The sequence below is a fragment of the Ciceribacter sp. L1K23 genome (genome assembly GCF_018122705.1).
GTDB lineage: Bacteria > Pseudomonadota > Alphaproteobacteria > Rhizobiales > Rhizobiaceae > Allorhizobium.
The window spans coordinates 2,460,241-2,486,100 of record NZ_JAGRRC010000001.1 but is presented as its reverse complement, the minus strand read 5'-3'; the positions used below and the strand labels follow the sequence as shown (position 1 = coordinate 2,486,100).

Annotated in this window: 37 protein-coding genes; 23 read left to right on the top strand and 14 right to left on the bottom strand. The window is 64.4% G+C overall.

The window, feature by feature from the left end:
* Positions 1-13: 13 nt before the first annotated feature.
* The gene (locus tag J5J10_RS11900; protein ID WP_208548730.1) at positions 14-229 is read right to left on the bottom strand and encodes a KTSC domain-containing protein; all 216 of its coding nucleotides are present in this window, start codon (positions 227-229) and stop codon (positions 14-16) included.
* 183 nt (positions 230-412) lie between these two features.
* Between J5J10_RS11900 and J5J10_RS11895 the strand changes: the two genes are divergently transcribed.
* The gene (locus tag J5J10_RS11895) at positions 413-832 is read left to right on the top strand and encodes a VOC family protein (RefSeq protein ID WP_211930031.1); all 420 of its coding nucleotides are present in this window, start codon (positions 413-415) and stop codon (positions 830-832) included.
* 6 nt (positions 833-838) lie between these two features.
* Here J5J10_RS11895 and J5J10_RS11890 read toward each other — a convergent pair whose 3' ends face one another.
* Complete coding sequence (locus J5J10_RS11890) at positions 839-1,195, bottom strand: DUF4406 domain-containing protein (protein WP_211930030.1); 357 nt, start codon at positions 1,193-1,195, stop codon at positions 839-841.
* A gap of 119 nt (positions 1,196-1,314) precedes the next feature.
* Here J5J10_RS11890 and J5J10_RS11885 point away from each other — a divergent pair, with 119 nt between their 5' ends.
* Positions 1,315-2,070, top strand: coding sequence for a DeoR/GlpR family DNA-binding transcription regulator (locus J5J10_RS11885; protein WP_211930029.1), 756 nt, complete (start codon positions 1,315-1,317; stop codon positions 2,068-2,070).
* A gap of 16 nt (positions 2,071-2,086) precedes the next feature.
* Here J5J10_RS11885 and J5J10_RS11880 read toward each other — a convergent pair whose 3' ends face one another.
* The 3 genes from J5J10_RS11880 to choX form a co-directional block, all read right to left on the bottom strand.
* Positions 2,087-3,094, bottom strand: coding sequence for an asparaginase (locus tag J5J10_RS11880; protein WP_211930028.1), 1,008 nt, complete (start codon positions 3,092-3,094; stop codon positions 2,087-2,089).
* A gap of 75 nt (positions 3,095-3,169) precedes the next feature.
* Entirely contained in the window at positions 3,170-3,982 is an 813-nt protein-coding gene (locus J5J10_RS11875) for an alpha/beta hydrolase (protein ID WP_211930027.1), read from the bottom strand.
* Positions 3,982-4,914 carry a choline ABC transporter substrate-binding protein gene (gene choX / locus J5J10_RS11870; RefSeq protein ID WP_211930026.1) on the bottom strand — a complete coding sequence of 311 codons (933 nt, stop codon included), beginning with the start codon at positions 4,912-4,914 and terminating at the stop codon, positions 3,982-3,984. The genes J5J10_RS11875 and choX overlap by 1 nt, the downstream gene beginning before the upstream one ends.
* Positions 4,915-5,024: 110 nt before the next feature.
* On the opposite strand from choX, the gene betI reads away from it, so the two are divergent.
* A complete protein-coding gene (gene betI / locus J5J10_RS11865) occupies positions 5,025-5,633 on the top strand; it encodes a transcriptional regulator BetI (protein WP_211930025.1) in 609 nt (202 codons plus the stop codon).
* Between the two features lie 85 nt (positions 5,634-5,718).
* Positions 5,719-6,453, top strand: a complete 735-nt coding sequence (locus tag J5J10_RS11860) for a DUF3750 domain-containing protein (protein WP_211930024.1) — start codon at positions 5,719-5,721, stop codon at positions 6,451-6,453.
* Between the two features lie 285 nt (positions 6,454-6,738).
* Here J5J10_RS11860 and J5J10_RS11855 read toward each other — a convergent pair whose 3' ends face one another.
* Positions 6,739-6,876 (bottom strand): hypothetical protein, encoded by a 138-nt coding sequence (locus tag J5J10_RS11855; protein WP_208548928.1) that lies wholly within the window; start codon positions 6,874-6,876, stop codon positions 6,739-6,741.
* Between the two features lie 217 nt (positions 6,877-7,093).
* Between J5J10_RS11855 and J5J10_RS11850 the strand changes: the two genes are divergently transcribed.
* Positions 7,094-7,705: a glycoside hydrolase family 19 protein gene (locus tag J5J10_RS11850; protein WP_211931218.1), complete on the top strand. Its 612-nt coding sequence runs from the start codon at positions 7,094-7,096 to the stop codon at positions 7,703-7,705.
* 317 nt (positions 7,706-8,022) lie between these two features.
* Positions 8,023-8,334 (top strand): Dabb family protein, encoded by a 312-nt coding sequence (locus J5J10_RS11845; RefSeq protein ID WP_211930023.1) that lies wholly within the window; start codon positions 8,023-8,025, stop codon positions 8,332-8,334.
* Position 8,335: 1 nt separating this feature from the next.
* Here J5J10_RS11845 and J5J10_RS11840 read toward each other — a convergent pair whose 3' ends face one another.
* Both J5J10_RS11840 and J5J10_RS11835 read right to left on the bottom strand, forming a co-directional pair.
* A complete protein-coding gene (locus tag J5J10_RS11840) occupies positions 8,336-8,650 on the bottom strand; it encodes a type II toxin-antitoxin system RelE/ParE family toxin (protein ID WP_211930022.1) in 315 nt (104 codons plus the stop codon).
* Entirely contained in the window at positions 8,647-8,910 is a 264-nt protein-coding gene (locus tag J5J10_RS11835; RefSeq protein ID WP_211930021.1) for a ribbon-helix-helix protein, CopG family, read from the bottom strand. Before J5J10_RS11835 ends, J5J10_RS11840 begins: the two co-directional genes overlap by 4 nt.
* A gap of 98 nt (positions 8,911-9,008) precedes the next feature.
* Here J5J10_RS11835 and J5J10_RS11830 point away from each other — a divergent pair, with 98 nt between their 5' ends.
* A complete protein-coding gene (locus J5J10_RS11830) occupies positions 9,009-10,163 on the top strand; it encodes a phage portal protein (RefSeq protein ID WP_211930020.1) in 1,155 nt (384 codons plus the stop codon).
* 3 nt (positions 10,164-10,166) lie between these two features.
* Here J5J10_RS11830 and J5J10_RS11825 read toward each other — a convergent pair whose 3' ends face one another.
* A complete protein-coding gene (locus J5J10_RS11825) occupies positions 10,167-11,048 on the bottom strand; it encodes a phosphatase PAP2 family protein (protein WP_211930019.1) in 882 nt (293 codons plus the stop codon).
* Between the two features lie 284 nt (positions 11,049-11,332).
* Between J5J10_RS11825 and J5J10_RS11820 the strand changes: the two genes are divergently transcribed.
* A complete protein-coding gene (locus J5J10_RS11820; RefSeq protein WP_208548933.1) occupies positions 11,333-11,659 on the top strand; it encodes a DUF6107 family protein in 327 nt (108 codons plus the stop codon).
* Between the two features lie 83 nt (positions 11,660-11,742).
* Here the strand turns inward: J5J10_RS11820 and J5J10_RS11815 are convergent, their stop codons facing one another.
* The gene (locus J5J10_RS11815) at positions 11,743-12,828 is read right to left on the bottom strand and encodes a MerR family transcriptional regulator (RefSeq protein ID WP_211930018.1); all 1,086 of its coding nucleotides are present in this window, start codon (positions 12,826-12,828) and stop codon (positions 11,743-11,745) included.
* 158 nt (positions 12,829-12,986) lie between these two features.
* Positions 12,987-13,415 (bottom strand): VOC family protein, encoded by a 429-nt coding sequence (locus J5J10_RS11810; protein WP_211930017.1) that lies wholly within the window; start codon positions 13,413-13,415, stop codon positions 12,987-12,989.
* Between the two features lie 379 nt (positions 13,416-13,794).
* Here J5J10_RS11810 and J5J10_RS11805 point away from each other — a divergent pair, with 379 nt between their 5' ends.
* Complete coding sequence (locus J5J10_RS11805; RefSeq protein ID WP_211930016.1) at positions 13,795-14,763, top strand: ATP-dependent Clp protease proteolytic subunit; 969 nt, start codon at positions 13,795-13,797, stop codon at positions 14,761-14,763.
* Here J5J10_RS11805 and J5J10_RS11800 read toward each other — a convergent pair whose 3' ends face one another.
* On the bottom strand, positions 14,764-15,252 hold the full coding sequence (locus tag J5J10_RS11800; RefSeq protein WP_211930015.1) for a hypothetical protein: 489 nt from the start codon (positions 15,250-15,252) through the stop codon (positions 14,764-14,766).
* A 713-nt stretch (positions 15,253-15,965) separates the two neighbouring features.
* On the opposite strand from J5J10_RS11800, the gene J5J10_RS11795 reads away from it, so the two are divergent.
* From J5J10_RS11795 to J5J10_RS11770, 6 genes are all read left to right on the top strand, one after another.
* On the top strand, positions 15,966-16,673 hold the full coding sequence (locus J5J10_RS11795; RefSeq protein ID WP_211930014.1) for an HK97 family phage prohead protease: 708 nt from the start codon (positions 15,966-15,968) through the stop codon (positions 16,671-16,673).
* Positions 16,670-17,920: a phage major capsid protein gene (locus J5J10_RS11790; protein WP_211930013.1), complete on the top strand. Its 1,251-nt coding sequence runs from the start codon at positions 16,670-16,672 to the stop codon at positions 17,918-17,920. Before J5J10_RS11795 ends, J5J10_RS11790 begins: the two co-directional genes overlap by 4 nt.
* Positions 17,921-18,108: 188 nt before the next feature.
* The gene (locus J5J10_RS11785) at positions 18,109-18,678 is read left to right on the top strand and encodes a hypothetical protein (protein WP_211930012.1); all 570 of its coding nucleotides are present in this window, start codon (positions 18,109-18,111) and stop codon (positions 18,676-18,678) included.
* Between the two features lie 2 nt (positions 18,679-18,680).
* Complete coding sequence (locus J5J10_RS11780) at positions 18,681-19,016, top strand: phage head closure protein (RefSeq protein ID WP_211930011.1); 336 nt, start codon at positions 18,681-18,683, stop codon at positions 19,014-19,016.
* Complete coding sequence (locus J5J10_RS11775; RefSeq protein WP_211930010.1) at positions 19,013-19,249, top strand: hypothetical protein; 237 nt, start codon at positions 19,013-19,015, stop codon at positions 19,247-19,249. Before J5J10_RS11780 ends, J5J10_RS11775 begins: the two co-directional genes overlap by 4 nt.
* Positions 19,246-19,638, top strand: a complete 393-nt coding sequence (locus tag J5J10_RS11770) for a DUF3168 domain-containing protein (protein WP_211930009.1) — start codon at positions 19,246-19,248, stop codon at positions 19,636-19,638. Before J5J10_RS11775 ends, J5J10_RS11770 begins: the two co-directional genes overlap by 4 nt.
* Positions 19,639-19,646: 8 nt before the next feature.
* On the opposite strand, the gene J5J10_RS11765 is transcribed toward J5J10_RS11770, so the two are convergent.
* On the bottom strand, positions 19,647-20,831 hold the full coding sequence (locus tag J5J10_RS11765; RefSeq protein WP_211930008.1) for an MFS transporter: 1,185 nt from the start codon (positions 20,829-20,831) through the stop codon (positions 19,647-19,649).
* Between the two features lie 158 nt (positions 20,832-20,989).
* On the opposite strand from J5J10_RS11765, the gene J5J10_RS11760 reads away from it, so the two are divergent.
* Positions 20,990-21,253 (top strand): hypothetical protein, encoded by a 264-nt coding sequence (locus J5J10_RS11760; RefSeq protein WP_211930007.1) that lies wholly within the window; start codon positions 20,990-20,992, stop codon positions 21,251-21,253.
* 18 nt (positions 21,254-21,271) lie between these two features.
* Here J5J10_RS11760 and J5J10_RS22645 read toward each other — a convergent pair whose 3' ends face one another.
* A complete protein-coding gene (locus J5J10_RS22645; RefSeq protein ID WP_282959987.1) occupies positions 21,272-21,400 on the bottom strand; it encodes a hypothetical protein in 129 nt (42 codons plus the stop codon).
* 179 nt (positions 21,401-21,579) lie between these two features.
* Between J5J10_RS22645 and J5J10_RS11755 the strand changes: the two genes are divergently transcribed.
* The 7 genes from J5J10_RS11755 (at position 21,580) to J5J10_RS11725 (ending at position 25,398) form a co-directional block, all read left to right on the top strand.
* Complete coding sequence (locus J5J10_RS11755) at positions 21,580-21,987, top strand: phage major tail protein, TP901-1 family (protein ID WP_211930006.1); 408 nt, start codon at positions 21,580-21,582, stop codon at positions 21,985-21,987.
* Positions 21,987-22,355, top strand: coding sequence for a gene transfer agent family protein (locus tag J5J10_RS11750; RefSeq protein ID WP_211930005.1), 369 nt, complete (start codon positions 21,987-21,989; stop codon positions 22,353-22,355). Before J5J10_RS11755 ends, J5J10_RS11750 begins: the two co-directional genes overlap by 1 nt.
* 17 nt (positions 22,356-22,372) lie before the next feature.
* Positions 22,373-22,594, top strand: coding sequence for a rcc01693 family protein (locus J5J10_RS11745; RefSeq protein ID WP_211930004.1), 222 nt, complete (start codon positions 22,373-22,375; stop codon positions 22,592-22,594).
* Between the two features lie 225 nt (positions 22,595-22,819).
* A complete protein-coding gene (locus J5J10_RS11740; RefSeq protein ID WP_211930003.1) occupies positions 22,820-23,395 on the top strand; it encodes a phage tail tape measure protein in 576 nt (191 codons plus the stop codon).
* 29 nt (positions 23,396-23,424) lie between these two features.
* The gene (locus tag J5J10_RS11735) at positions 23,425-24,063 is read left to right on the top strand and encodes a DUF2460 domain-containing protein (RefSeq protein WP_211930002.1); all 639 of its coding nucleotides are present in this window, start codon (positions 23,425-23,427) and stop codon (positions 24,061-24,063) included.
* Positions 24,060-24,941, top strand: coding sequence for a DUF2163 domain-containing protein (locus J5J10_RS11730; RefSeq protein WP_211930001.1), 882 nt, complete (start codon positions 24,060-24,062; stop codon positions 24,939-24,941). Before J5J10_RS11735 ends, J5J10_RS11730 begins: the two co-directional genes overlap by 4 nt.
* Before the next feature lie 25 nt (positions 24,942-24,966).
* Positions 24,967-25,398 carry an NlpC/P60 family protein gene (locus tag J5J10_RS11725; RefSeq protein ID WP_211931217.1) on the top strand — a complete coding sequence of 144 codons (432 nt, stop codon included), beginning with the start codon at positions 24,967-24,969 and terminating at the stop codon, positions 25,396-25,398.
* Positions 25,399-25,860: the final 462 nt, after the last annotated feature.

The window sequence follows — 25,860 nt, the reverse complement described above, 5'->3', positions numbered from 1 at the left end:
GGACAGGAACGCCCTAGCGCAGACGGCGGATATTGTATCCGCCCTTGCGGATGTGGAGGTGGAAATAGGTGCCCGGTGACGGCGACGTGCACAGCTTGTGAAACACCGGTTCCGGCACATCAATGACCTCGTAGAGGCCGCCCTTGCGCAGTTCCACCTGCAGTCGTGCCGCCGCATCGTCATAGCTGACGGCCGCTATTTCGCGGGAAGTCAGAATTACTGTGCTCACTTTTGCCTCTCTGACCGAAGCTCGCCGGATCACTATAATCCAGGGAAGTTTGTGCACTGCACCTAGAGTTGTCAACCATCAATACCGGCGGCTTCTCTCGTTAGATAGCGCCAGACGGCTTCCCAACCCGTCCATTTTAGATAGTCTTGGACGTTCAGGACCAACCAGCACCGGGAGATTGCCATGCGTCCCTTTCACCTTGCCTTCCCCATTACCGATATCGAAGCCACGCGTCGGTTTTATGGCGAGGTGCTTGGATGTCGGATCGGCAGGGAAAGCCCGGGCAAATGGATCGACTTCGACCTCTTCGGCCACCAGATGTCGGCGCATCTGACGGGAAAGCCTTCCAGAGAACCGCTCACCGGCTCTGTGGCGGGCGATGCCGTGCCGATTCCGCATTTCGGCGTGATCCTGCCGATGGAGGATTTCTTGGCGCTGGCAAAACGGCTGGAGGCCGATCCGGACACCCGATGGGGCATGCGGCCGAAGCTGCGGTTCGAAGGCGAAAGCGGCGAACAGCGGACGATGTTTCTGTTCGACCCCTCCGGCAATGCCCTGGAGTTCAAAGCCTTCGCCGACGACGCGCAAATCTTCGCGGTCTAAGGGAGCTCAGCCGCAGCCCGGCACGTCCTCCAGGCGATACCAGACAGGGATGCCGCGCTCGGTGGCGATCCTGACGTCGTTGTCCGCCCCCTTCGAGGCGCCGGGAAGACGCAGGACACCCTCACACAGTTGCAGCAGCCGCCCCGCGACCGGATGGAAGATTTCTTCATAGAGATCGTCACCCACGTGCGTCCCTCCGGCGGCACTCCAGACCGGCAACGCCACCCATTCCCCGATCATCGGAACATGTCCGGCCCGGAACAGAGCATAGGACGGTTCTTCCAGCCGCTTCAGGTTTTCCGCCATCAGCGTCGGGTCGTCATTTGTGCCGGAACGATAGGGTCCGGCGATCAGGATCAGCATCGATAATCTCCTTTTGTCATCCGCTTCATGCGGACAGCGCATGCTGTTGCACGATTCCTCTCGCTTATCGAGTCAAATCATGCAATATCGTAAATTACCGTGCCATTTCGTGAGAACCAATGCTGACCACACAAAGACGACAACACATTCTCGATGTCCTGAAACGCGATGGCCGGGCGATCGCCGGGGATCTGGCGCGGGAACTGGGACTGTCGGAGGATACGATCCGCCGCGACATGCGCGACATGGCGGCGGCCGGGCTTCTGCGGCGGGTTCACGGAGGAGCGCTGCCGATCACGCCGGAGCTGCCGGATTTCTCCAGCCGAAGGTCGGTTGCCTCGTCCGAAAAGGCAAAGCTGGGCGCCCTGGCCCTCAGTCTCATCAAGCCGGGCCAGACGATCTTCTTCGATGGCGGAACGACGACGGCGGAAATCGCCCGCCGCATTCCTCGCGACATGGCGATCACGGTCGCGACACACTCGCCGACGATCGCCGCCGAATTCGAACACCACGACAAGGTCGAGGTGATCCTGATCGGTGGGCGATTGTATCGACACTCCATGGTGAGCGTGGGCGTGGAGGCGGCGTTGACGATCGACCGGCTGCGGCCGGACATCTTCTTCCTAGGCGTGACCGCGATCCATCCCGTTCACGGACTGACGACGGGGGACTACGAAGAGGCGGCGATCAAGCGCCGGATCATGGAGCGGAGCCGGGAAACCTTCGTGCCTGTGACCGATGACAAGATCGGCGCGGTCTCCCCCTGCCTCATTGCGCCGGTCGAGACAGTCACGGGCGTACTTGTCGATGCGGCAACACCCGTCGAACGGCTGGACGGCCTCAAAGAGACGGGTGTGCGGCTTATCAGTGGCTGATATCCAGTCCTCGAGCTCAGTTAAACAGGAGGTCCGTCACGCGGACGTCGCCGACGGCGATGCCGTTCCAGTTGCGCATGGTGTGGCTGGCCATGGCGAGCAGTTGTTCCCGCTCTTCGCTGCCCGGCTCGAAATAGCGCGCCAGAAGCGCAGCGATCATGCTTTCCGCCGCGCGGGTGGTGCCATCCTCACACTTCACGGCGAGCGACAGGCCTTGGTCCGGCAGGAGTGCGCAGAACACGCCCTCGGCGCCGGTCTTGGCGAAGATCTTGGCAGGAGCGATTTCCATGAGGCGGGTGCAGAACCGCTTGGTTCCGGCGACGTAAAATGGTTCGGCCATGCAGGCTTCGATCAGGCGTCGCGAGGCGGCTGCGCGGACCGGCGCCAGCCCCCTGCCCGTCAGCATTCTGCCAAAGCCATCTGCAAGCGCCGACAACGGCACGGCATAGGTGGGGATCGAGCAGCCATCGACGCCGCAGCTATCGGCATCGAGCACAGCGCCGGTCAGCGCTTCCATCACGCCGCGGATATCGGCCTGCAGCGGATGGTCGTAGCCGACATAACCCTTCGGATCGTAACCGATATGGCTGCAGGCGCAGATGAAGCCCGAGTGCTTGCCGGAGCAGTTGTTATGCAGCGCCGTAGGCTTTTCCATCGTGCGGGCCTGATGGATGAGCGTCGCCTGATCAAACGACCAGTGGGCGCCGCATTCGAGGGTAGCGACGTCACGACCGGCTTTTGCCAGCATCGAAGCCGCGAGTTCCGCGTGCGCATCCTCGCCGGAATGGGACGAACAGGCGAGCGCCAGTTCGCGATTGCCGAAGCCATAGGCATCCGCCGCACCGCTTTCGACCAGCGGCAGGGCCTGCATGGCCTTGCACGCCGAACGCGGGAACACCGGCGCATCTACCTCACCGGCTGAAAACATCACCTTGCCACCGGCGTCGATCACGACAGCCAGCCCGCGATGGCGGCTTTCGACGCGATTGCCACGGGTGACTTCGACGGTGACGGGACTGGACATGGAAAGGCCTCGCGCTCAGCAAAGGGATGTTTTTTTGCCTGATAGCCTTTCGGAAGGCGATTGCCAATGGCGCGGTCAACGGGTGCGGGCCAGGAAGGAATGGATGCGGACGGCGATGCCGTCCGGGTCTTCCCAATGGAGGTTATGGCCATGTCCGGCGAGAATTTCCCCTTCCGCATCCGGAAAAGCACTGAGTAGCGCTGCCTGATGCTCCGCACCGAAAAGCGGGTCGTCGCCACCCCCGAGGCAAACCACCGGACACGAGACACGGCTGGCGGACGACGTCATGTCGGTGTCGGCAAGGCCCTTGAAGACACGCCTCCAGACGGTGGCCGGCATCGCGGCCGCCTCACGACGGGCATGAGCGAGGAATTTCGGATCGACCGGATGGACGCAATGATGCCACTCGTCGAAAAACGGATCGGCGGGGTCGATCGGGTCGGAAAATGCCCTGATGCCGCGCGCGATGGCCCCCTCCTCCGGCAGCCGCGGGCGTAGCGAACTGGCAAGAAGGACCAGACCGGCCGCCCGTTTTCCAAGGCGTGCGGCGAGATCCGTGCCGACCACACCGCCCATCGAGTGGCCGACCAGACTGCAGCGACCGATATCCAGACGGTCGAGCAAAGCCTCCACGTCCTCGGCGAAACCGGAGCAGCCTTCCGTCAGACGCGCCGATGAGGCGCCGTGCCCCGGCAGATCGGGAATGACGAGAGTGTAACCGTCCAGCAGCGAGGCCAGGCGTTCATAACTGCGGCTGGTATCGGTGTAGCCGTGAAGAAGAACGAGAACCGGACCGTCGGCCGGACGGCGGACATAGGCAAGCGTCCGGCCGTCCGGGAGCGCAAGCAGCGACTTGCGCTCCGTCCATGGGGCATGATCGGAAGACATCACAGGCCGAGCGAGGCCTTCACCGCGTCGAGACCGGGCTTGCCGTCGAGAGTCTCGACACCGGCGAGCCAGGCGTCGAGGCGTTGCGGCTCATCCTTGATCGCCTTGGCCGCCGCCTCTTCCGGGTTCATGCCGTCGTTGATCAGGTAGCCCATGCCGCGGTTTTCGAGATCGAGGTCGAAGGTCAGGTTTTCCAGCAGCTTGCCGACGTTCGGGCACTCATCGCGATAGCCCTTGCGGACCTGCGTCGAAACCGTGGCGGCACCGAAATCGGGGCCGTAGTACTTGTCGCCGCCTGTCAGGTAACGGATCGGGAAGGCGGTGTTCATCGAATGCGGCGCCCAGCCCTGGAAGACGATGAATTCCTTGCCGTTGATCTTCCGCTGAACCTCGGCGAGCATGCCCTGCTCGCTCGATTCCACAACCTCCCAGCCGTCCAGCTTGAAGGCCGGGTCGGCGACGGCGTCGAACATCGCCTGGTTAGAGCCGGGCTCGATGCCGTACATCCTGCTGCCAAATTGGTCGGCGAACGCGTGCAGGTCGGCGAAATCGCGAACGCCGGCTTCATACACATAGTCGGGCACGGCAAAGGTGTATTTGGCTCCGGTGAGGTTGGTCTTCACCGTCTCGACGCTGCCGTTCGCCTTGTAGGCCTCGTAGTAGATCGCCATTGCCGGATCCCAGTAGCCGAGAAAGACATCGAGATCCTTGTTCTCCAGGCTCTTGTAGATGACATCGATGCCGAGCAGGCTGGTGGTTGGCTCGTAACCGAGGCCCTTCAGGAGGGTCATGCCGACACCCGTGGTGAAAGCCAAGTCGTTCCAGCCGGGCTCGGCCATCCGGACGGCGCGGCATGTTTCCGGGTCGGCGGCGTGGGCCGCGCCTGCGGCCACGACTGCGGCAATCAATGCAAGTCCTGTCATTCTCACCATGTCATTCCCCTTCTATGATTATTGACCGACTGGCTGCTTTTCTGACCGATGGGTCAACAATTGATCTTGGCGGAAAATTTGTCAACAGTGCCAGAATCAGGAGCGGGCGCATGAAGCTGACGAGAATAAGCGTTATCCGAAGGAAGGAGCTGCGGCTTGCGGCCTTCGAGGTGCTGCAGAAGGAAGGCATCGCCGGGGCGACGCTGGAGAAGGTCGCCGCGCACACGAATTCCTCCAAGGGCATCGTTCTGCACTACTTCCGGAACAAGCAGGAACTGTTCGAGCAGGCGATGCGGGAGGCGAACGTCCAACTGCGCGATGCAGTTTCAGCGCGTCTGAAACTGGCACGTACCCCATACGAGCGGCTGCAAGCTGTCGTGGAAGGCAATTTCGAGGATCGTTTCTATCAGCCGGCGACGTGCCACGCCTGGCTATCTCTCTGCGCGGAGGTGCCCCGCGAGCCGCAATTCGCCCGCATCCAGAAGGTTATTCATGCTCGGATGCACTCCAACCTGATGTCGGCGCTGGTCCACCTGCTGCCGCGCGAGGAATGCGACGAGGTGGCGCTGGCGATCACGACGCTGATCGACGGCCTCTGGCTGCGGCTCGGTTTGCACAGCGGCGGAATCACGCGTGAGACCGCGCTGTCGCAGGTCTACGCGTATCTTGATCACCGACTGCCGGGCGGCTGGCCCGGTAAAAAGACCGACCAGACCTAAGCGATCACGGTTTCGTGGTCGAAACCACCGCATTTCCGCCGTTTTGCCGTTCCCGATAAGAGACCTACGGTCACGAAGAGGTACCATGAGGTTTCTGAAGCGTTTCATGCTGGTTTTTTTCGTCGTCTTCCTGCTGCCGACACTGGTTTCGGCAGGGCTCTGGATGACGGCCGAGAGGCCGGCCAACTGGAGTTCGGCGCGCTGGAGTTCGTCCGGCATGCTTCCCGCAGCACACGAAGACAACAAGGCGGCAATCTATGTGATGTCGGCGAAGACAGGCGGACTGAAAGGCGCCGTCGCCAGCCATGCGTGGATCGTCACCAAGACGGCTGACGGAGACTACCAGCGCTACGACAAGGTCGGCTGGGGAAGCCCGATCCGCCGCAACCACCGGCCGGCGGATGCCTTCTGGTATTCCAATAGCCCGGAGATCGTCGTCGAATTGCACGGCGCCACCGCGGAGGCCCTGATCCCGAAGGTGGAGAAGGCGATCGCCGACTATCCGTTCGCCATGAATGGCGGCTATCACATCTATCCCGGTCCGAACTCGAATACATTCGTAGCGCATGTATTGCGGTCCGTGCCGGAACTCGGCGCTGTGTTGCCGGCCCATGCTGTCGGCCGCGACTATCGTACCGACGGAAGCCTGTTCGGATTCGATGCCGACGGGCGCGACTTTCATTTCAGCGTGAAGGGACTCGCGGGCTTTGCCATCGGGGCGCGCAGCGGGCTAGAGGTTCATCTGCTCGGGCTTGTGGCCGGCATCGACGTGCAGCGGCCCGGAATCAAAGTGCCAGCGCTCGGCACGATCGGTCTCTGACAACACATCACCACATGCAAAAAGGGCCGCCTCTCGGCGGCCCTCAGACCGCTGACAAACCCGCCGATTTTTGCTTGGCGGGTTTTCTTGTTTTGAGGTGCGCGGTCAGGTGGTGTTTTGGTCTTAGATTTTCGTGATCTTAATAAGATCACGAAAATCTAAGACCAAAACACCACCTGACCGCGCACCTCAAAACAAGAAAACCCGCCAAGCAAAAATCGGCGGGTTTGTCAGCGGTCTGAGGCGCGCCGGGTGGCGCGCCTTCTTGTGTTCCGGATGGAACGATTACTTGGAAGAGGCCGTCTGCGGCTGACGCATCTGGCGCCATTCGGACTCCATGCGCTCGATGACATGGGCCGGGATGGTATTGGCCGCATTGCTGTTGGCAGCAGACTTGGTCTCGGTGCTCAGCTTGATCTGCATGGTCTATCTCCCTTCATGGACGCGCTCTAGAACGCCACATGACGCGGAAGGTTCCACAGAGTTAAATCTTTGTAAATATCGTGTTAACCCGGTTTAAACGATTGAATTTACTTAAACCGATTTAGTCCAACAGGAAAATTCGGGCGTGGTTAATCGCGGAGGGGCCGAGCCCCGCCGCGAGGCGCCGACGCGTGACCTTCAACGTGGGAGAAAACTGATGAACGTCAGGTCGAAAGCGTTTTTCGATGCGGTGAGGCGTGACCCTTTTGCCGGGCGGTTGAGTCGCGGTCAGGTGGCCGGCATGACGGCGATCGCCGCCGCCTGGGAGCCGCTGGCGGCCGGCGAGGACCGGCGCGGGCTCGCCTATGGCCTGGCGACGGCCTTCCACGAGACGGCCGGAACCATGCAGGCGGTGCGCGAGACGCTGGCGAAAACGGATGCGCAAGCCGTGGCGCGGCTGGACCGCGCCTATGCGGCGGGACGCCTGCCGCAGGTGAAGCGGCCCTACTGGCGGCCGGACGGCGAGGGCAGGACCTGGTACGGGCGCGGCCTGGTGCAGATCACCCACAGGGCGAACTATCAGCGGCTGTCGGAGGCGACGGGGATCGACCTCGTGAGCGACCCGGACCGGGCGATGGATCTGGAGGTGGCGGCGACGGTGCTGGTGGTGGGCATGGTGAAGGGTCTCTTCAGCGGGCGGCGGCTCGGTGAATTTTTCAACGGAACGGTCGAGGACTGGACGGGCGCGCGGCGGATCGTCAACGGCACGGACCGGGCGGACCTGGTGGCGGGCTATGGCAGGGCGTTCTGGCGGGCGATGGCGGCTTGATGGTGCCCCTCATCCGGCTGCCGCCACCTTCTCCCCGTGGGTACGGGGAGAAGGGACTCGCGGCACTGGCGGCGCTCCATCCTCCCGGCCGGCCTTTCGCTAGGGCTCAAGGCGTTCGTTGCTGCAATCGAGTCACGGGATCGATTGCTCCGCTTCGCGGACCGCGCCTCACCCCCGCGAGCGGGGAGAAGGTGCCGGCAGGCGGATGAGGGGCAGGTTCCGAAAGGTTGAGCCCGTCGCGCGGCCGTGCTAACCGGGAACCCCTTCCCGTGGCCGGCCGCTGCCGGCGTTTCCAAAGTGCCTGCCGGAGATCACAAGTGATCCGCCATATCGTGTTCTTTTCCGTGCCTGAGGGCGGCGATATCGAGGCCGTGCGCAATGGCCTGTCGATCCTGACGGGCATTCCGCATGCAACACGGCTGGAGATCGGCACCTGCCAGAAATCCGACCACTTCGACCAAAGCGTCGACCTCGTGGTCTACGGCGAGTTCGAGGACGAGGCGGCGCTGGAGGCCTACCGGGCGCATCCGCTCTATAAGGAGTCCATCGACCGCGTGCGGCCGCTGCGCGAGATGCGGATCGCGGCGGATTACGACGTGGCGACGGCGGTGACGGAGCGGGTGGGGTAAGTCAGCCTTCGTAGTCGAAGTCGGGTTCCGGCGGCAGGTTCGGGTCGGACTGGCGGCCGTGCCGGATCGCGAGGATCACGATCAGCCGGTCGCGGATTTCATAGTCGACGAGATAGGCACCCAAAACGAAACGGAAGACGCCGGGGAGGAGATGATCCTGGCGGGGCGGTCCGATGTTTGGAAAGTCTCCGAGTAGGTGCGCAAGGCGCTTGATGTCGTCGACAAAACGCCGGGCGGCCTGCGGATTATGCGAGCGCAGATACGCGGCTTCGGCCCTGACATAATCTCGAGCCGGCGCCGCAAGGACGACCTTCAAGCGGCCGCTCCCTTCACAATGGCCTCGACTTCCTCGACCACAGCTTCCAGGTCATGAACGTCGCCGGCATCGGCGGCGCGACGGGCCTCGGCGAGTTCGCGGATCTCTTGGCCCTCGGATGCCAGATAGGCTTTCAACGCGCGGACGATGATGAAGCTGCGGGTTCGCCCGGTGAGCGCTGCGATCTCTTCGATGTCGGCCAGCACGTCGCCGGGCAGGCGCAGGGTGATCGGATCGGACAGATTTTTCTGGTTTACCATCGTTTTTCGCCTGTTTTGTAATACGAGACTATCGCAAGCGCAGCGTCTCGTCAAAGTACGCTCGGCGCGAAAAAACCATCTACCGAAAGGATCATCCGATGAGACTGCCTTTCTGGCGGCGGCGTGAGGCTGCGAGGACTTCTGGCGGACCGGGGGCGACGAAGGCGCTGGGGGCGCTCGCCTGGCTGACGGGCGAGGCGACGGGGAAGAGGACGGCGGCGACCTATGGGGCGCTGGCGCGGGCCGGTTTCCTCGGCAATCCCGTCGCGCATCGCTGCGTGCGGCTGGTGGCGGAGGCTGCCGCGAGCGTGCCGTGGCTCGTCTATCGCGGCGAGACGGAGCTCTCCGGCCATCCGGTGCTGGAGCTGATGCGGGCGCCGAATGCGAAGACGGCGGGCGTGGATTTTCTCGAGGCGCTCTATGGCCAGCTGCTGATCTCGGGCAACGCCTTCGTCGAGCCGGTGAAACTCGGGGCACGGCTGGCCGAACTGCATCTGTTGCGCCCCGACCGGGTGAGCGTGGCGGAGGGGCGAGACGGCTGGCCGGTCGGTTACGACTACCGGGCGGGCGGCACGACCAGGCGCATACCGGCCGATGGCGAGGGGGCGCTGCTGCATCTGAAACTCTTCCATCCGCTCGACGACCATCTGGGCTTTCCGCCGCTGGGGGCCGCCATCGCGGCGCTCGATCTTTCGAACGCCGCGGCGCGCTGGAACAAGGCGCTGATCGACAACTCGGCACGGCCCTCCGGCGCGCTGGTCTACCAGCCGAAGGAGGGCGGCAATCTTTCCGTCGACCAGTACGAGCGGCTGAAGGCGGAACTCGACGACGGCTATTCCGGCGCGATGAACGCCGGGCGACCGCTGCTCCTGGAAGGCGGGCTCGACTGGAAGGCGATGGGGCTTTCGCCCCGCGACATGGATTTCGAGGCCGCGAAGAACGGGGCGGCGCGCGACGTGGCGCTCGCCTTCGGCGTGCCGCCGATGCTGCTCGGCATTCCCGGCGACAACACCTATGCCAATTACCAGGAGGCCAACCGCGCCTTCTGGCGGCTGACCGTGCTGCCGCTGACGGGACGCACGGCCGAGGCCTTTTCCGGCTTTCTCGCCGGCACCATGGGCGAGGCGTTCAGGCTGGTGCCGGATCTCGACCGGGCGGCGGGGCTGTCGGTGGAGCGCGATGCGCTCTGGGCGCGGGTGGGGGCGGCTACGTTCCTCACCGACGCGGAGAAACGCGCGGCGGTGGGCTATTGAGCCTTACGCCTCTGACGGCCGGGCGGTGCCCGCCGGCTGGCGCAGAGGATACAGCCGGGCAAACGAGCGGGCCAGCCGCGCGATGGACAGGCGGGCGCGGCGGATGGTCCGCTGGCGATGGTCGCGGAGCGCGAAGCCGAGGCGGCTGAGTTCGGCGTCGAGCTTGACGTCGCAGGAGGCGGCACCCGGGCGGACATAGATCAGGTACCAGAGGCCGACCGCGAGCATTCCGATCAGCGCGGCGGCGATCAGCGCATCCGACAGGAAATGCGCGCCGAAGGCCATGCGGTTGAGCGCGGTGGCGGCGACAAAGGCGGACAGCAGCACGAGCACGCAGCGCCGCCAGACGACGGGCACGAAGAAGGCGAGCGGCACGAGGCAGGCGACGACGGCGACCTCGCCCGAGACGAAGGACCGGTCGTCGAAGAAATCGCCGCCCATGCTCCAGGCCGGCACGAAGAGATCGGCGCCGCCGAGCTCGGTGACGTTGCGCGGGCGCGGCCGGTCGAAGATGGGTTTCAGGATGCCGTTGACGAGCAGCGCCGGGCCGAGCAGGAAGAGGCTGGTGAAATAAAGCGTGAAGCGCGGCGCGAAGAGGCAGGGCCGCGACGGATAGGCGAGCTTGAGGATCAGGCCGGTGAGCAGCACGATCGACAGCGTCAGCGGAAAATACTGGCCGATGGCGCGGAAGGTTTTCAGCGCATCCATCTCGCTCGCCGGAAAGCCCTGGCCCTCGACATAGAAGAGCCGGGCGATGGCGAGATCAATCTGCGGAAAGGCCGAAAACAGCAGGGAGATCGTGACCGTCACCAGCGCCGACAAAAGCAGCGGCTTTTCCCACACAGTACCGCGCGGCGCGCGACCGGCTTCGACGAAGTAGACCATGTCCGTCCCCCGACAATGAACATCGAAGCGAGATAAGGCGAGGACTGTGAAGCGCGTGTGAAGGCCGGATGTCGGATCGATGACATTTGCGGGGACAATGGTGGCCGCGCTTGAATCGACACATGAAGTCGCGCAACCGGCGCATGAGGAAATAGCGCCAAGCGATTCAAAAGACGGAATGAAACCGGCGCCACCTGCCCTGGGGAAATGCGGGTGCACGAGCCGCCCTGCTCGCTGGACGCCGGTTTCATTGCCGACAATCTTAATTAGAGAAAGTTAATAAAATGGCCGACTTCACCCCTGACGGCGGGCTCTGGACCGCGCGCCTGATCGGCGCCGTGTCGGGCGCCGCGATCTCGCTCGCCTATTTCCTGCCCAAGGACCGGCAGGAGGCGGCGGTGCGCTTCCTGACGGGGGTGGCGACCGGCATCATCTTCGGCGGCCCGACGGGCCTCTGGATCGCCGCCCGGCTGGAGGTGGCGGCGACGCTGTCGGCCGTCGAGATCATGCTGATGGGCTCGGCCTCCGCCAGCCTGTGCGCCTGGTGGGGGCTGGGCGTGCTGGCTAGGATCGCGGGGCGGTGGGGCGGGGGGAAGGGTGCTGGAGCGTGAGGGGCTGTAGGAGCGCGGTGGCCGCTATAGGGCTGAAGCGGTCACGGCCGCCGGAAGTAGGCCGCTGAACTCCCTGGAGGTACTCAGTCTTCTGGAGACTTCTGATAGAACAGGCCGCTGACCTTCTGGTCGTCATTCAAAATGAAGCTCCAATAGAGATGGCCGTTATCGAAGGCAGCTTCATACAAATCCCATCCTTGCTCTGTAACCTTCTTGAACTTCAGATCGCGAAGTGTACCCATCCCCCTAAGGAATGGCCCCGCGGTCTCCGATTGCTCTCGTGCGATGCAGGCAAGCTCAGGAGTCATTAGCTTGTAGTCAGGCTCGCCAAGCAGGTCCTGGATCACCAACCGCAATAGAGCTTCGCCATTCTCGATTGGTTGATTCTGAGCAATCCTGTCTGCAAACGCGCGCTCCAAAGCGATCCCGCGTTCTGGTTCGATCCGAGGCGCATCATGGTCAAAACCATACTGGTGGAGAACAAGGCCAGTTACTTCTCGGCCATGCTCGCGGACGAACGTGATTTGCGCCTGGACCGCCCTATAGAAGAACTGGTCGACATCTTCGGGGAAGATTTCAAGCTCGGGCTGGCCGGATATCCGAGTGAGGAGCCGACCGTCGCGGTTTGTGACGACGTAGGCAAGGTGATCCAGGGTATAATATCCCTCATAATCAGCATAGAGGGCGGGCTCGATCTTCATCTCTTTTCGTGGCCTTGCCTGGTCGTAGCGACGCCAGGCAATGTCATCGAGTGAGGTGTCGGTCATCAGTGTATCCTTTGCCAGTTGCAGGAGTTCTTCGACAGATATGGAGACGCCCGCGGCGGTCTTTGCTCTGAGCGCATCGATGATGGCGAGACTGTGCTGAGTTCGCGCGAGCCGTTCCCGTAGGGCAAGGTTCTGCATGTGCAGCATACGGTCGAGATCGGCGGCTTGCCCAGCCAGCAGCCGCGCGATGTGCTGCAGACTGAGGCCCAGCCGCTTCAACATAAGGATTTCGTTCAGCCGAGCGATTTCGCGGGCTCCGTAGAGCCGCCAGTTCGCGTCTGTCCTGCGGGGATGAATGAGCCCGGTTTCCTCATATAGCCGTAAGGCGCGAACCGTTAGGCCAACACGTTTCGCGCATTGCGCCGCAGTCAGCCATGTATCTTCCAGAATGTCATTCCGCATGGTGGCTCCCAAATGGTCTTACCTGATCTAAGGTATGACGTTGGGTACGGTTCAAGCAGAAATTTATAAGCTTTCGCGGCGGCGGCCGTGTCCGCTCCTGGCGCAAATTAGCCCCTCCGGCTCTGGCTGTCAGCCCACTATTAGCCCAACCTCGAACTCTAAAAATCGATCGTCACGGAGGGAACGTTGCGCCGGCCTTCGCCGTGGTAGACGGCTTCGATATTGTTGCCGTCGGGATCGAGCACGAAGGCGGCGTAGTAGCCGGGGTGATAGGCCCGCTCTCCGGGCGCGCCGTTGTCACGTCCGCCATGGGCGAGCACTGCGCGGTGGAAGGCGTCTACCGTCTCGCGGTCTTTCGCCTGGAACGCCAGATGGTGGCGTCCGGTCAAAACGCCGAGCGCTGCCGGGCTTTCGGCCGGGGAGACAACGAGTTCGTCCGCCCAGAAATAGCCGTCGTCCGTATCGACTACCGGGATCTCCAGCACGGCCAGCACGACCGTGTAGAAATCACGGGCGGCGTCGAGGTCTTGCACCACGAGCAGGATGTGGTCGAGGAGGCGGCCACGGTGGAGGCGGGTGGTGGGCATGGAGGGGCTCCGGGTGGGAGGTGGGGAGATTGGGAGGGGCGGTACGGCGGCGGAAGGATGGGGTGCAGCGACGATTCTTTCTCGGATTTTCTGAAGCTTTCTCGGAACAGGTATGGATTTACTCCGTTGGTTAAGCTAGGAGCAAGATTACAAGTCCACACTGCGACCGCAGGTTGACAAAAAATCGGGAGATCGGTCATGCAGCGACGTCTTGAGGTAACGGAGATGTTTAAACAAATGGTCGAGATGGGATACATCACCCCAAGACCATTTAGCGAGAATACAGAAGATTTGCGATTCCCCGGGCAGTTGCCGTATACACCTACCATTGCAACCTATGGGACGGTGGACGTCCCGGCAGTGGGGGGAGTGACACGGGATGCCAAATTGGGACACGGTTCTTAAGGAAATTGCAGTCGAACGGGCGGCTTCACTTCCATCTCCTCACGATACTATTAGACGTCGGTATTTGGAGAAGCTGTTCGAATACACCGGTCGAAACGTTATTGCCTACTATTCAGGATTTTTGACAAAGACTGTCAATGGAATGGAGGTGAATGATGAAGATAAAAAAGCGTTCATGCTATGTATCAATGAGCTCGACCGCGAAAAGGGCTTAGACCTTATACTTCACACACCCGGTGGCGACTCTCAGGCTACATTGTCCCTTGTGGATTACTTACGCAGCATGTTTGGCTCAAATATGCGGGCAATTGTTCCTCAAATTGCAATGTCTGCTGGAACAATGATTGCTTGTTCATGCCGCTCCATTGTAATGGGCAAACACTCCAGCCTCGGTCCGGTTGATCCGCAGTTCGGCCATATCGCTGCCGCAAATCTCCTCCGTGAGGTAAGTAGAGCGAGAGAGGAGATATTGGCTGATCATCGAAACGCGCTCTTCTGGAATCCTATCCTTTCCAGAATTACTCCGTCATTCATAGAACGATGCGAACTGGCCGTTCAAGATTCCAATGAATTTCTCGCGAGCACACTACGTGCGACAATGCTTTCGGATTTAGATAAGGAAAAGCAGGATTTAGTAGTCAGCGGCATTTTAGATGTATTTGCTAACAACATAGGAAAAGCTCATAATACACACATTCCGACTAAGCAGTGTGCGGACCTTGGTTTGGTGATTGAGGAACTTGAGGGTGACCAAAATTTTCAAGATCTAGTTTTAACGATTCATCATTGCTACATGCACACACTTTCAAATACAGCGGCCTTCAAGATAACGGAAAATCATCTTGGAAGGGCACTGGTCAAACAACAAGCGTCCCAGGTCATGGAAGTTCCCATGAATCAGATTTTCCCTCTTGGAGTTCCGCTCGGGGAGCCTCAGGAATGATTAATGTTTGCTACCGCTGATGAACAGATTCCCGACCACGAAGTAGAGGAAGAGGCTCACGATCGGGATGTTGATGAGCGTGAGGATAGAGACGGCATTGCTGGTGCAGGCGCGCGAGACCTCGATCGGGCTTAAGATATAGTACGAACTGTCCTTCATGATGCCGAAGACGGCGATAGCGAGCACGTTGAAGAAGAACACGAAGGGCAGGCCGGCCCGGTTTCGGCGGTAGCAGAGGATGATGCCGGCGACGGCCAGGACGATTATGGGCCACACCAGCCAGCCGAAGACGATTCGGTTCGACCAAAGAAGCGCGACGAGGACGTCGCTGCATTCGCTGATGATGCCGCCCCGATAGGGCAGGGGCAGCACCGACAGGTTGTCCGGGTTTGTCGCCGCATAGCCGAAGGCCAGGATCTGCGCTGCGAGCGACAGGAAGAAGGCCGAGGCGGGAAGCCGGCTGACATGGCCGTAGATATCATGCTGCATGGGGCCACTCCGCCGACGATGGAGTAGGTGTGCGGATGGAAAGTTAACGTTAGGTTGAGGGTGGCTTAGAGGTATTTACTCTGCCGTCGCATTACATGATCGCCCCTCATCCGGCTGCCGCCACCTGACCGGCCTTTCGCCTGTGCTCAAGGCGTTCGTTGCTGCAATCGATTCACTGGATCGATTGCTCCGCTGCGCGGACCGCGCCTCACCCCCGTTCTGACGGGGAGAAGGGATTCGTGGCGCGGGCGGCGCTCCATCCTCCTTCTCCCCGTGAAAACGGGGAGAAGGTCCCGGCAGGGGGATGAGGGGCGGGTTTGTCGCTACCCAGTCCGCCGCCGCCCACCCCTCACTTGGAATTTCTAGCACTTAGCTGACGCTAAGATGCTCCTTGCCCTCGCGCGACGACGCGCTCGGGCCTTCGTTCGCTGACATCGATTCACTGGATCGATGTCTGACCTGACGGTCACCGCTCCGAAGTCTCCCCCGCCAAGGGGGAGAAGACGCCGCGTCGTTGGCGCCTCACGGCCCCTCATCCGGCTGCCTCCACCTGACCGGCCTTTCGGCTTGTGCTCAAGGCGTTCGTTGCTGCAATCGATTCACTGGATCGATTGCTCCGCTGCGCGGACCGCGCCTCACCCCCGTCCAACGGGAGGAGGGACTCGCGGCACCCGCTTTCCACACATCCCACACCACATCCTCAGGAGATCCCCATGACCCTGTTTCGCGGGCGGTTGGCGCTTGATCGGACGTTTGCGGAGCTGTCGCTCAAGGGGGTCGGGGGCGACGGGCGGTTTTCGGGGTATGCGTCGATCTTCGACAAGGTGGATCTGGGGCGCGACGTGATCGAGCCAGGTGCCTTTGCCCGGTCGGTGGCGACGCGCGGGGCGGGGGGCGTGCGCATGCTCTACCAGCACGATCCGAACGAGCCGATCGGCACCTGGACCACGATCCGCGAGGATCATCACGGGCTCTATGTCGAGGGCCGGCTGACGGCGGGTGTGGCGCGCGCCGACGAGGTGCTGGCGCTGATGAAGAGCGGGGCGCTGGACGGGCTGTCGATCGGCTTCCAGACGGTGAAGGCCAAGAGCGACCGGCGCGGCGTGCGCCATGTGCTGGAGGCCGATCTCTGGGAGATCTCGGTCGTGACCTTCCCGATGCAGCCCGAGGCCCGGATCGTCAACGTCAAGCGCGCGCACTTCTTCCGCGACCGCGAGACCGAGCTGGTGCGCGTGATGCGCTGCGCGGCCAAGCGACTGGCGGAGGCGAAGTTTTCCAAGAGCGGAAAGGCCGAGGGCGGAGAGGCCTCCACCGGACAAGTCCTGAAAGCAAAGGCGATCAGCCGGCGGGCGCGGAAGAAAACCTCCGTGAGCGGACCATGGACGAGCAGGAAATCAACCCGAGAAAGGACGATGCGATGAGCGAAGTGACGATGACGGGCGCGCCGGAGATGAAGGCGTTGCCGGAGACGGTGAAGGAGGCGTTCGACGAGTTCATGACCGCCTTCGAGGCGTTTCGAGACGCCAATGACGACCGGCTGGAGGAGATTGAGAAGAAGCTCTCCGCCGACGTCGTGACCCGCGACAAGGTGGAGCGCATCAACAAGGCGATCGACGAACAGTCGAGGCTGATCGACCAGCTGGCGCTGAAGAAGCTCAGGCCGCAGCTTGGCCGCTCCGGCGGGACGCCTGACACCATCGCCGAGCACAAGGCGGCCTTCGACGCCTATGTGCGCCGTGGCGACGAGGCGGGCCTGCGCGAGCTGGAGGCGAAGGCGATGAGCGCCGGAACGCCGGCCGATGGCGGCTACCTGGTGCCGGAGGAGACCGACGGCGAGATCGGCCGCAGGCTGGCCGCCATTTCGCCGATCCGGGCGCTGTCGACGGTGCGGCAGGTCTCGGGCTCGGTCCTGAAGAAGCCCTTCGCGCCGGGCGGCATGGCATCCGGCTGGGTGGCCGAGACGGCGGCGCGGCCGCAGACGGCAACGCCCGAGCTTGCCGAGCTCTCCTTCCCGACCATGGAGCTCTACGCCATGCCGGCGGCGACGCAGACGCTGCTCGACGACGCGGCTGTCGATGTCGAGGCCTGGATCTCGGCCGAGGTGGATACGGCCTTCGCCGAGCAGGAGGGCACGGCCTTCGTTCTCGGCGACGGGGTGAACCGGCCAAAGGGCTTTCTCGCTTATCCGAGCGTGCACGAGGCAGGCTGGACCTGGGGCAATCTCGGCTTTCTGCCGACGGGGGCGGCGGGCGGCTTTTCCGCGTCCGGTCCCTCGGACGTGCTGATCGATGCGATCTACGCGCTGAAGGCCGGCCACCGGCAGAACGCCGAATTCGTGATGAACCGAAAGACGCAAGGCGAGATCCGCAAGTTCAAGGACGCCGACGGCAACTACCTCTGGCAGCCGCCCGCCACCGCCGGCGGCAGGGCCCAGCTCATGGGCTTTCCGGTGACGGAAGCCGAGGACATGCCCGACATCGCCGCCAACTCGCTGTCGATCGCGCTGGGCGATTTCCGCTCCGGTTATCTCGTGGTGGACCGCACGGGGGTGCGCGTGCTGCGCGACCCGTATTCGGCCAAGCCCTACGTGCTGTTTTATACGACGAAGCGCGTCGGCGGCGGTGTGCAGAACTTCGAGGCGATCAAGCTGGTGAAGTTCGCGGCGTGAGTTGACGGGGGATGCCCCTCAACCGGCTGCCGCCACCTTCTCCCCGCAGGCGGGGAGAAGGGACTCGGGGCACGGCCGGCGCTCCATCCTCCTTCTCCCCGCCCGCGGGGAGAAGGTCCCGGCAGGGGGATGAGGGGCAATCCCAAAGCCCCCTCGAAAACCTCCCCACACAACAAAGGACATCCCCCATGATCTATGCCCAGACCGCGGCACCCGCGGTGGAGCCGGTGACGCTTGGCGAGGTGAAGGCGCATATGCGGATGGAGGAGGGGCAGGAGGATGCCTTTCTGACGGCGCTTGTGGGCATCGCCCGCAGCCATCTCGAACACACGACGGGGCTGGCGCTGGTGAGCCAGGGTTTCAGGCTCTATCTCGATCGCTGGCCGCAAAGCGGCATCGTCAGGATCGGTCGCGGGCCGGTGCGGAGCATCGAGGCGGTGACGGTCTATGACGAGGACGGCGCGCCGCAGACGGTGCCGCTTGCCGGCCACTGGCTGGACGGATACGGCCGGCCGGCGCGGCTGTGGCTGCCCGATCCGCCGGCGCCGGGTCGCGCGGTGAACGGCATCGAGATCGATTTCACCGCCGGCTACGGCGAGAGCGGCGCCGACGTGCCGGCCGAGCTGAAGCGGGCGATGCTGATGCATGTGGCGCTGATGTTTTCCTATCGCGGCGCCGTCGCCCCGGCCGACCAGCCGGCGGCGATCCCCGACGGTTACGACCGGCTGGTGGCGCCCTATGCGCGGCGGGGGCTCTGACCATGGGGCTCATCGATTTCGACCCCGGACAACTCTCGGCAAGGCTCGCGCTGGAACGGCCGGTGGCTGTCGCCGACGGGCAGGGCGGGGCGGCGGTGACGTTCGAGTTCGTCGGCCATGCCTGGGCGCGGATCCAGCCTGTTGCGGTCGTGACCGACGAGCAGGCGGGGGCGGAGACGGTGCGGATCACGCACCGGATCTGGCTCCGGCCCCACGAGGGGCTGGCCTCCGGCTGGCGGCTGGCGAAAGGTATCAGGCATTTCCGGGTGAAGACGCTGCACGATCCCGACGAGACGGGCCGCTGGCTCGTCTGCGGCTGCGAGGAGGAGGGACGATGAAGGCGGCGCTGACGATGACGGCCACCGATCTGGCGCGGGCGCTCAGGCGGCTGGCGGAGGCAAAGGTTGCGCAGAGGGTTTCGGCGGAGGTCGGCGAGGCCGATGGGGCGGGCGGATCGATGCAGGCGCCTGTTGAGCCGCGCCTTGAAGACGGGAGCCGGAAGGCGCGGAGGCGCGCGCCGGTTGTCGGCTCCGTTGGCCGGGTGACGGCGGGACGGGAGAGCGGGCGATGACGGCGGTGAACGAACTGCTGGCGGCGGTGTTTGGGCAACTGGCGGGGGATGCGGCGGTGACGGCGCTGGTGGGTGGAGAGATCCACGACCGGCGCCTCGACCGGATCGCCGCCCCCTGCCTGATGCTGTCGACCGTGGAGACGAGGGATTATTCCACTGTGGAGGCGGACGGGCTGGAAGTGGTGCTGACCTTCGAGGCCTGGTCGGCGACCGGACGGCGCGAGGCGGAAGAGATCGCCGGCGCCGTTAGGGACGCTTTGCACGGCGCTGACCTTTCCCTGCCGACGGCGCGGCTGGCAAGCCTCGCCCACCAGCGGACGACGAGCCGAAGGGCGGCGAAATCGGCGATGTATGTCGCGGAGGTGCGGCTGCGGGCGGTGATCGGGTGAGGGGCGGATTACCGCGCCTGCCGCCGGATCAGCGACAGGCCGGCGAGTGCCGCGAGCGTGATCAGGCAGAGGCCGGCGCAGTAGACGAGGAGGGCGGTGGCGCCGCCGCGGTCGAGCAGGAAGGTGGAGACGACGGGGGCGGCGGCCATGGCGAGATTGGCGGGCAGCGACAGGTTGGCGGAAATCCGCGCATAGCGGCCGGGCGAGAAGAAGCCGAGCGGCAGAAGCGCCCGCGACAGGGCCGACACACCGGAGCCGAAACCATAGCAGGCGACGAAGGCGAGCAGCAGCCACGGCTCTCCGCCCGAAAAGGCCAGGATCGGCAGGGCGGCGAGCATGAGAATGGCTGCGGCATAACCGGTGAAGAGCGGCGAGGCGCGGCGGCCGGCCACCGTATCGATGGCGCGGGCGGAAATGCCGAAGACGGAGCGCAGCGCGCCGAGCTGCAGCGCCAGTTCCGGCGTGGCGCCGGCTTGAGTGATGAGCTCGATCAGCGACGGCGCGATGCCCATGGTGACGAGACTGAAGGCGATCGTGACGATGGCTATAAGCACGAGCGCGCGCTTCGACTGGCGCGGCGAAAGCGCGAGCGGCTCCGCCTGTGAGGCCGCCGCCGCCTCGGCCGTGCGGCCCTGAACGGCGGGCAGGCCGAAAAGATGAAGCGGCACGAGCGCGACGAGATGGATGAGCGCCGCTATCGTCAGCGTCCAGCGCCAGCCGATCCAGTCCTGGCCCAGCGACAGAAGCGGCCAGCAGACGGTGGCCGACAGGCCGGTGAAGATCATCAGGATGCCGATCGCCCGCTTGGCATCGGCGCCCTCGCGCTCGACGACGGCGGCGTAGCAGGGAACGGAGAGGCCGAAGGCGCTGCCGAAACCGATGAGGAGCCAGGCTGCGAAATAGAGGATCGGGCCGGTGGCTGCCGCCATCAGCAGGAGGCCTAAACCGAACAGCGCCGAGCCACAGGCAAGCACACGGGCGGCGCCCAGCCGCTCGACGAGCCGCCCGGTGGCGGGGCCGGCAAAGGCGGTGACGAGCATCATGACGGTCAGCCCGGCAAATGCAGTCTCATTCGCCATCGAAAGCTCGGAGGCGATCGTGCGGCCGAAAACGCCCGGCATGTCGAAGGTCGTGCCCCAGCCGAGGATCTGGCTGAGCGACAGCGTGGCGATGAGACGAAGGCGGGGCGGCATGGAGGTTATCCGGAAGGCGGGAAGGCAGCCTTAGCCGGAGAGGGGCGAGTCGGGCAAGGTTGGATGGAGCCGCGCACGGAATGAGGTTACGATGAATTTGCGCGAATTTTAGATTTTTGCGCAACCCGAAGTAAGCATTCGTCATCCATCATCCCGCGATGGACAAATTCGCGCTTCTTGTCGGACTGTTGATGACCACGGTGTTTATGGCCACCGGCGGCTACACCTTGCTGCCGCGCGAATGGTATGATCCGTCCTGCGACATCAAGGGGAATATCTCGATCAATTCCCGCGAGAAGATTTATCACGTGCGCGGCCAGGAGGATTACTGGGCGACGAACATCCAGCCGCAGCACGGCGAACGGTGGTTCTGCTCCGAAGAGGACGCCTTGGCAGCCGGTTGGCGCAAGGCAACCCGCTGACGGCCTCCCGCAATTTCATCAGTCCAAGCTCGCGGTCATCACCGGGTCTGGCTGCGAGAGCAGCGCCGAGGCACCGTGGATAAGCGCGATCCAGGCGATCGCGGAGATCGCTGATGCGGCGAGTATCGTGGTGAGGCGAAGCGACATGGTTTCCTCCCTTGGTTCTCCTCCTGCCGCAGACGTCACGAGGGCGCCGGCGTTCAAAAGGTAAACGCCCTGTTGGCCATGGGGTTCCGAACCGTAGCGGCGTCACGCTCCGACCGCTGACGGGTGTGTCGCAGCGCCTGGAAGCGAATTTCATTTTTCCGACATCGAAGGAGGACGCCATGGGCGTGCAGAAGGGCAAGGACCTGCTGGTGAAGGTGCATGACGGCACGGGATACGTGACGGTCGCCGGGCTTCGGGCGCGGCGGATCGCGTTCAATGCCGCGACGGTGGACGTGACCGACGGCGAGAGCGCCGGGCGATGGCGCGAGCTTCTGGGCGGCGCCGGCGTGCAGCGGGCGGCGATTTCCGGCGGCGGGCTGTTCAAGGACGCCGCCTCCGACGCGCTGGTCAGGGCCGCCTTCTTCGGCGGGACGTTGTTGCACGCTGAGGTGCTGATCCCGGATTTCGGCACGGTAACGGGGCCGTTCCAGGTGACCGCGCTCGACTATTCCGGCAATCACGACGGCGAACTTGCCTTCGAGATCGCGCTGGAATCGGCCGGCGCCCTGACCTTCGGAGCGCTGTGATGGAACCCGTGACGGTGAACCGCGCCAACCGAAGGCGCGGCGAGGTGGAGGCGGTGATCGACGGCGAGCGGCGCATCCTGTGTCTGACGCTCGGCGCGCTGGCGGAGCTGGAAACGGCATTCTCCGCCGACGGGCTCGCCGATCTCGCGGCACGGTTTTCGGGTGGACGTCTGAAGGCGGCGGACCTGATCCGCATCCTCGGTGCCGGCCTGCGCGGCGGCGGCAACCGGCTCTCCGACGAGGACGTGGCCGGCATGCTGGTCGACGGCGGGCTGGAGGCGTGTGCTGCCATCGTGCGCGACCTGCTGACGGTGACGTTCGGGGGACAGCCGCCGGACCCTCGGCAGGGCATTCCCGCGAGCCGTTGAGCGGCGGGGATGCCCGGATGACGGCGGCGGACGGGGCGGAGATATCGCCCCGGCAACCGCTGCCCTGGGATGCGGTGCTGCACGCCGGCCTGTTCCTGCTGCGGCTGCCGCCGGAGCTGTTCTGGCGGCTGAGCCTGCCGGAATTCGCCGCGATGACCGGCGGCTTCGGTGGGACGGAGCGGATGGCGCGGGGAAGGCTCGGAGAGTTGATGCGGCAGTTTCCGGATGGGGTCAGTTGACCGGACTGTTTTGATTTCTGCCCCTCAACCGGCTGCCGCCACCTTCTCCCCGTTCTGACGGGGAGAAGGGACTCGTGGCACCGCCGCCGCTCCATCTCCCTTCTCCCCGCATGCGGGGAGAAGGTGGCGGCAGCCGGTTGAGGGGCATTGGAAAACGGCGGCCTGAACCGCCGTGCGTCGGGCTCCCACCGAGGATGCCTAGGCACGATCCCAAGGAGACCTCTCATGGACGAAGACAACATTGTGCTCGGCGTCGATCTCGACGCGTCGCGGGCGCTGGGCGTGCTGGATGACCTGGAGGGCCGGGCCGACAGTTTCGGGCGGGCGCTGAGTGGCGCCCTGACCGGGGCGGTGACGGGTGGGCGGGATCTGGATCAGGTGCTGGCGGGGCTGGGGAACAGGCTCGCCAATATCGCGCTGTCGGCGGGGATGAAGCCGCTGGAGACGCTGGTCTCGGGCTGGGCGTCCGGGCTGACCGCGGGGTTGGGCAATCTGTTCGCCTTTGCAGACGGCGGCGAGCCGGGGCGGGTGATGCCGTTTGCGGACGGCGGCGTGGTGGCGGCGCCGACCTATTTTCCGATGCCCGGCGGGACCGGGCTGATGGGTGAGGCCGGGGCGGAGGCGATCCTGCCATTGAGGCGCGGCGCGGACGGTTCGCTCGGGGTTGCGGCCGAGGCGGGCGCGCCGACGCAGATCGTCTTCAACGTGACGGCGACGGACGCGGCAAGCTTTTCCAAAAGCGAGGGCCAGATCACGGCGATGCTGGCACGCAGCGTGGCGCGCGGCCGGCGCGGGCTTTGACGGCAACAAGCGATGCAGGAGAATGACCGATGACGGCATTCCACGAGGTGCGGTTTCCGCTGAGGCTGTCGCTGAATGCCAGCGGCGGGCCTGTCAGGCGCACCGATATCGTCAATCTCTCGAACGGGCGCGAGACGCGCAATCGTCGCTGGGCGGGTTCGCGCCGGGCCTATGACGCCGGATCGGGCGTGCGCTCGCTCTCCGATCTCTCCGCCGTCGTCGATTTCTTCGAAGCGCGGGGCGGCAGGCTCTACGGCTTCCGCTTTCGCGATCCGCTGGACTGGACATCCAGCCGCTACGGCGAGCCGGTGACGGCGACCGACCAGGCGATCGGCACGGGTGACGGGACGCGACGGGTCTTCCAACTGGTCAAGACCTACGGCGATGCTGGCGGCAGCTGGGTGCGCGAGATCGTCAAACCGGTTACCGGGACGGTGGTCGTCGCGGTCGACGGCGTGGCGCAGGCGGGGGCGGTGTTTTCCTGCGATGCGGCGACGGGCATCGTGACCTTCGGCACGGGCCATGCGCCGGAGGCGGGGACGATCGTCACCGCCGGCTACGAATTCGACGTGCCGGTGCGGTTCGACACCGACAGCATCGAGGTCAATCTGGCGGCCTTCAATGCCGGGCGTATTCCGGCCATTCCGCTGACGGAGATCCGCCCATGAGGACGCTGCCTTCCGGACTGGCCGGCCACCTGGCCGGCGGTGCGATGACGCTCTGCCACTGCTGGCGGCTGACGCGGCGTGACGGGACGGTGATGGGCTTTACCGAGCACGACCGCGATCTTGTCTTCGGCGGGCTGACCTACCGGGCGGCGAGCGGCTTTCAGGCCAGCGAGGCGGAGGCGGAGGCGGGCTTCGCGGCGACCACGGGCGAGGTGACAGGCGGGTTTTCCGGCGAGGCGATCACGGAAGCAGACCTTGCGGCGGGCCGCTATGACGGGGCGCGGGTGGAGGTCTTTCTCGTGAACTGGGCGAATGTCGGCCAGCGCCTTCTCCTGAAGGTACAGGAGGTCGGCGAGGTGAGCCGGGCGGGCGGGGCGTTCACGGCGGAGCTCAGGAGTCTGACCCACCGGCTGTCGCAGGAGAAGGGGCGAATCTACAACCGCCGTTGCGATGCGAGCCTCGGCGACGGACGCTGCGGGGTGGCACTGTCGGCCTGGACCGGGACCGGCACGGTGAGTGTCGCGGGCACCGAGGCGGTGACGGTCGCGGGTCTCTCGGGCTTTGCGAGCGGCTTCTTCGATCGCGGCTTGATTCAGTTTGTGAGCGGGGTGCTGTCCGGTGTGAAGGTCGAGCTGGAAGCGACTGAAAAGATTGGCGGTTCGACGATCGTCCGGCTGTTTCTGCCGCTCGACCGTGCGCCCGAAGCGGGCGATGCGGTGGAGCTGGCGGCCGGATGCGACAAGACCTTCGCGACGTGTCGCAACCGATTCAGCAATCACGAGAATTTCCGCGGCTTCCCGCACATGCCGGGCGCCGATTTCGCCTATTCCTATGCCGACGGGGAGACGACCCATGACGGCCGCCCGCTCTATGACTGACGGCGCTTTGAGGGGCGGAAACCGCATGGATGGGGCGCGCGTGGTGTCGCTGGCGCAAGCCTGGCTCGGCACGCCCTATCGGCATCAGGGATCGGAAAAGGGCGTCGGCTGCGACTGCCTTGGCCTCGTGCGCGGCCTCTGGCGCGAGCTTTACGGCGAGGAGCCGGAAACGCCCGGCACCTACCGGCCCGACTGGGCCGAGCGCGGCGGTGGAGAGCGCCTGCTGCAGGCGGCCGAGCGTCACATGATGCACCTGCCGGGCATCGGCGCGGCGGCCCCCGGCGACCTCATCATCTTCCGCTTCCGCCCGCAATTGCCGGCCAAGCATTGCGGCATCCTGGTCGGCGGCGGGCGGTTCATCCACGCCTACGAGCAGGCGGGGGTGGTGTCCTCGGCGCTGGTGCCGGCGTGGCGGAAACGGGTGGCGGGGGTGTTCGGGTGGGTGGGGCGACACTGATCGTTGTAATGCCTGCCCCTCAACCGGCTGCCGCCACCTTCTCCCCGTTCTGACGGGTAGAAGGGACTCGCGGCGCCGCCTTGCTTCATCGGCTCACTCTTCCTCGATGCCTACTGGAGTGCGACGGTTGTGTCTCGCTCCCCCTCTCCCCGCGTGCGGGGAGAGGGTAGGGTGAGGGGGCGTTTAGAGAATTTCGGCTATGAGCCTGGCTGTGGCTTCTGAAGACCCCTGACGGCACGCACTCGCGCGCAATTGCCCCTCAACCGGCTGCCGCCACCTTCTCCCCGTCCCAACGGGGAGAAGGGACACGTGGCGCGGTCTTGCTCTCCCATTCACGTCTCTTTGTTCCACCACAAGGACCACCACCATGGCCACCATCCTGTTTCAGGCGGCGGGGGCCGCGTTGGGGGGTATATTCGGGCCTCTGGGCGCAATCGTCGGGCGGGCGGCGGGGGCGTTGGC